This window comes from Pseudomonadota bacterium, from assembly GCA_022361155.1.
Taxonomy (GTDB): Bacteria; Myxococcota_A; Polyangia; order Polyangiales; family JAKSBK01; genus JAKSBK01.
On the sequence record JAKSBK010000023.1, the window covers coordinates 1 to 3,976 of the forward strand.

Below are 3,976 nucleotides of genomic sequence, written 5' to 3' on the forward strand. Positions count from 1 at the left end.
AGCGGCGAGGTCGAGCGCGCGAACCTCGCTGCTTCGAGCATGGGTGACCCCGATGTGGAACGCTGTATAGTCCGTGCGGTCCGTTCCTGGCGCTTCCCGGCGCTTGCGACACTCGGATCGACGACGGTCACGTACCCGTGGGTCCTCAACCTGGATCCCGCACAAGACACCGCCTGCTACTAGGGCGTCGGGTCAGTCTGATGATCCGGCACATGTGGTGTAGAAAAAACCTATCGCATCCACCCTGCGCAGCCGGCCTCGACGAGTTATTCTTCCGCGGGCCTTAGGGATGGGCAGCAGTTCAGGGACCCAGGCTCAAGACAGGGACCGAGGCCGAGACAGGGACCGAGGCCCACGACCGCGATCCCGACCCCGTGTCAGGCCCCGACCCAGCCCCTGCCCCTGACCAAGCACCCGCCCACGAGACTCACCACTGCCTAGGTTGCCTCGGACCGACCACGACCACGACCCCGACCACGATGTCGTCGCAACCCGCTGCCGAATCGTCCAGCCTGCAATACGCCGTCGCCAAACTTTCTCTCAAGATATCTGATCGATCATCAGACCCGCAGTATTCCTCGTCGTCGCGCCTTGCCGGCGGCGCCCGGCCCTCTGCCTGCACAGATGCGGGCTAATGCAGACCGACTCGCACGCACACGATGGTCCCAGAACGTTGTTTCGGGTAAGGTCGATCACCGCCATAGGGCCAACCTCCGCGGTGGGGAAGTCTCGAAATGGGCGATCGATTCAGGCTAGCGAGCCGATAGCAGCATGCGCCGTTTTGGACCCGGATTCATCGTGGCTGCCGCCTTTATCGGTCCAGGCACGGTAACCACAGCCAGCCTCGCCGGAGCCCGCCATGGCTATCGGCTGCTTTGGTGTCTGATCTTTGCGGTGTTTGCCGCCGTGGTATTGCAGGAGATGGCTGGCCGCTTAGGCCTGGTCGCTCGAAGGGGGCTTGCGCAAGCGTTGCGTGAGAGCTTTTCGACGCCGCTCCTGCGGGCGTCCGTGGTTTTCATCGTGGTCTGTGCCATCGTCGCCGGCAACGCGGCCTTCCAGACGGGCAACATCCTTGGCGCGGCAGTTGGGGCCGATCTCTTGACCTCCGGTGGTCTGTCGTGGTCCGTTGCAGGCATCTCCGCCTTCTCATTCGTCGCGCTCTGGACAGGCCGCTATCGAACGCTCGAGCGCCTGTTGGTGGCCTTGGTGCTGGCGATGAGCGGCATGTTCGTGCTCAGCATGCTGCTGGTGGGGCCGGACCTTGGCGCGATCGTCAGAGCGTCGCTGCCTCCCACCCTTCCACCCGCCGCCGCGCTCACCGCCTTGGCCCTCGTGGGGACCACGGTCGTGCCCTACAACCTCTTCCTGCATTCGCGCTCGGTGATGGAGAAATGGCCGGCGGGCCTTCCGCCTGGGGAAGCACTGCGCGCCAGCCGGATCGACACCGTCGCAGCGATCGTCGGTGGGGGCTTTGTGACCTTCGCGGTGTTGTGCACGGCCAGCGTAGCCTTTCGCGGGCTTGACAGCACATCGATCGGCTTGCCCGAGATGGCCGCCCAGCTCGAACCGGTTGCGGGTGGAATCGCCAGGTCCCTTTTCGCGTGTGGCCTGCTGGCCGCCGGAACGACCAGTGCCATCACCGCTCCCTTGGCGGCGGCGTACGCAGCAAGCGATGCCTTTGCCTGGAACGAAGGCCTCGAGGGCCGACGTACCCGATCCGTCTGGATGTTGGTTCTCTTGGCCGGGAGCATACTGGCCCTGCTCGGCAAGAAGCCCGTTCACGTGATCCTGTTTGCCCAGGCCGCCAACGGCCTGATTCTGCCTCTAATTGCGGTTTTTCTCGTGGTGGCGGTCAATCAGTCTCGGTTGATGAAGGGCTATCGCAATCGCCTGTGGAGCAACCTGGCCGCGAGCTTCGTCGTGGTCATCGCGACGTTCCTGGGTCTTGTGCAGCTGGTCAAGGTCGCACAGGCGGTTTTTGGCTAGTGCGCGTGTGCGCGTCGAGCCAGCGGTGTTGCTCGGTGCGACTCAGGCGCAGGATGGCCTCGAACACGTCGGCCGTGGCGTCTGGATCGAGGTCGGCTCCAGTCGCGGCTTCGCGACGGGCTTCCAGCAGCCGGTGCTCGCGTGCGGGATCGTGCACCGCGCGGCCGCCTTCCGCCTTGACCCGGGCGGCACGGCGAGCCAGCTGAGCACGCTGCGCGAGCAGCTGAACGATCGAGGCATCGATAACATCGATGGCTTCCCGCGTGTCGGCCAGCTCGGGCGGCGGAGCGGTAGGAATCGCGAGCCGCTCGGCGGCGGAAGTGGGCGACTGCTTGACCGCGGCGAGCTCGTCGTGAATACGACCGAGCGCGTCGAGCAGCCGCTTGCGGGCGGCCGCCGCATGCGGGTTGGCATGCTGGATCGAAAAGAAGAGGTGTCCGGCATCGCTGCGCACGGTTTCAATGGTGCTCGCCATCGCGCCAAAGGAAGGGGGTACACCCTGCTGACCTTGTCCCGCCCCGATACTCAGCATGCCCTTGGCGATAAAGAAGGCGAGCGCGTGCGTCTCGGCCATCAGTTGGTCATGCCCATCGGAGTCCTGCAGGATGATGCGGCAGCCCAGTCTGTGGTAGAGCGCCTCCACCTGTGCTCGGGCGGAATGGTGCGGGGTATCGGGGCAGACCACCGCTTGCAGCGGCTCGCCGCGCGCGAGACTCGCGGGTCCGAAAAGTGGATGGGTAGCGACCCAGGGGATGACGTCGCCGAGCAGGTCGCGACAGGCCTGAACCGCCGGCCGCTTCACGGACGTCACGTCGATGACCACGCTTTCGCGCGAGAGCAGGGGCCGGATTCCGCCAAGTACGTCTCGGAAGGCCTCCATGGGCACTGCCAGCAAGGCACACGGCGCGCCCGACAGACACGCTTGCAGCGTCGGTGCCCGCTGGGCCGCCGGCACAGCGACGTGGGGGTCGTAGACGCGCACCTTCAACCCGGCATCCGAGGCCAGCGCGCTCAGCGCGCGGCCGAAGTGGCCATAGCCGAGGATCGCGATCGGGTCGAAGGGGAGAGCCATGGGCTCACAGCATGGCCGAAATCGGTGCCACGCGCGACAAGCAGCGCTCGGATGGTCCCGAATACGAGTTCCTGCAGGCGGCGGCGACGAGTTGTGGAGCTCGGGTGGGCTTGGGTTGCATTGTCCTTTGCGTGCGGCCTTTGCGGCTGCATTGCAGTTCCGGTGGTGTTGCCACCGCTTCGAGCACACGTCGGCGTGAATCAATTCGTGGGTAGGCTGCCCGTACCCGCTGGGGGCTGTCTCGGGGGCGGGGCTCGCGGCCACTCGACTGATGCATGCTCGGGAGCGGCGACTGGGCCCTCGTTGCGGCTGGGAGTGTACCCCTTGCAGCTGGTATCGTCTCGGGCGCATAGGCAGCTTGACGCTGGACTCGGGTACCAATGGGAGTGGTTGGGCGACAGACGAGGCACGGTCAACGGACCCTACGTCGCGTTTGCCGTGTTGCCCCCGCGTTTGCGCACGCCGACGCTTCGCGCGCTTGCTACGGCAAGTGTCGGGCTCGTGCGCGGGCGCTCCCGCGGTTCATGGGGATTCGGCACGGCATTGGCTGTTGCAGTCGAAACCCGCAGTTTCGCGGCTGGGGACCTGGAAAGCAGCGCGCCTGACGGCTTCGTTGCCGGCTCGTACCTCGGGGAGACCACGATCGGCTTTGAGCTCGAAAGCCGCTATCGTCGGATCGGCCCAGTTTCGTATCTGTCCGTCGGCCTGGCCCTCACCGTACGGAGTCCCGGCTTCATTGGGTTGGCCCTCGCCGCGCTCGACTAGCAGGTGTCAAGGACATGCAGTGGTCCCCTCCGGCAGCGCGGTGCGCAGTCGGCAATACGAGAAGTGGGCGCCAGCCGAGAAGGACGGCACAGGAGTCGCGACTCACCCATCGATACGTGCTTTGAATCCGGCCTAACGTTGCCGGGGCACAGG

At 65.7% G+C, this 3,976-nt stretch carries 4 protein-coding genes; 3 read left to right on the forward strand and 1 reads right to left on the reverse strand.

Annotation, left to right across the window (positions count from 1 at the left end; genetic code table 11):
* Both MJD61_00720 and MJD61_00725 read left to right on the forward strand, forming a co-directional pair.
* The coding region (locus MJD61_00720; GenBank protein MCG8553802.1) for an AgmX/PglI C-terminal domain-containing protein at window positions 1-183 on the forward strand (183 nt) is incomplete at its 5' end.
* A gap of 588 nt (window positions 184-771) precedes the next feature.
* On the forward strand, window positions 772-1,986 hold the full coding sequence (locus tag MJD61_00725) for an Nramp family divalent metal transporter (protein ID MCG8553803.1): 1,215 nt from the start codon (window positions 772-774) through the stop codon (window positions 1,984-1,986).
* On the opposite strand, the gene MJD61_00730 is transcribed toward MJD61_00725, so the two are convergent.
* The gene (locus tag MJD61_00730; protein ID MCG8553804.1) at window positions 1,958-3,058 is read right to left on the reverse strand and encodes a prephenate dehydrogenase/arogenate dehydrogenase family protein; all 1,101 of its coding nucleotides are present in this window, start codon (window positions 3,056-3,058) and stop codon (window positions 1,958-1,960) included. The genes MJD61_00725 and MJD61_00730 overlap by 29 nt on opposite strands.
* 390 nt (window positions 3,059-3,448) lie before the next feature.
* Here MJD61_00730 and MJD61_00735 point away from each other — a divergent pair, with 390 nt between their 5' ends.
* Window positions 3,449-3,823: a hypothetical protein gene (locus MJD61_00735; GenBank protein ID MCG8553805.1), complete on the forward strand. Its 375-nt coding sequence runs from the start codon at window positions 3,449-3,451 to the stop codon at window positions 3,821-3,823.
* The last annotated feature ends 153 nt before the right edge of the window (window positions 3,824-3,976 follow it).

Excerpts from the sequence above, each read along its gene's own strand:
- MJD61_00725 (MCG8553803.1), top strand. The coding sequence starts at position 772 with ATGCGCCGTTTTGGACCCGGATTCATCGTGGCTGCCGCCTTTATCGGT.
- MJD61_00730 (MCG8553804.1), bottom strand. The coding sequence starts at position 3,058 with ATGGCTCTCCCCTTCGACCCGATCGCGATCCTCGGCTATGGCCACTTC.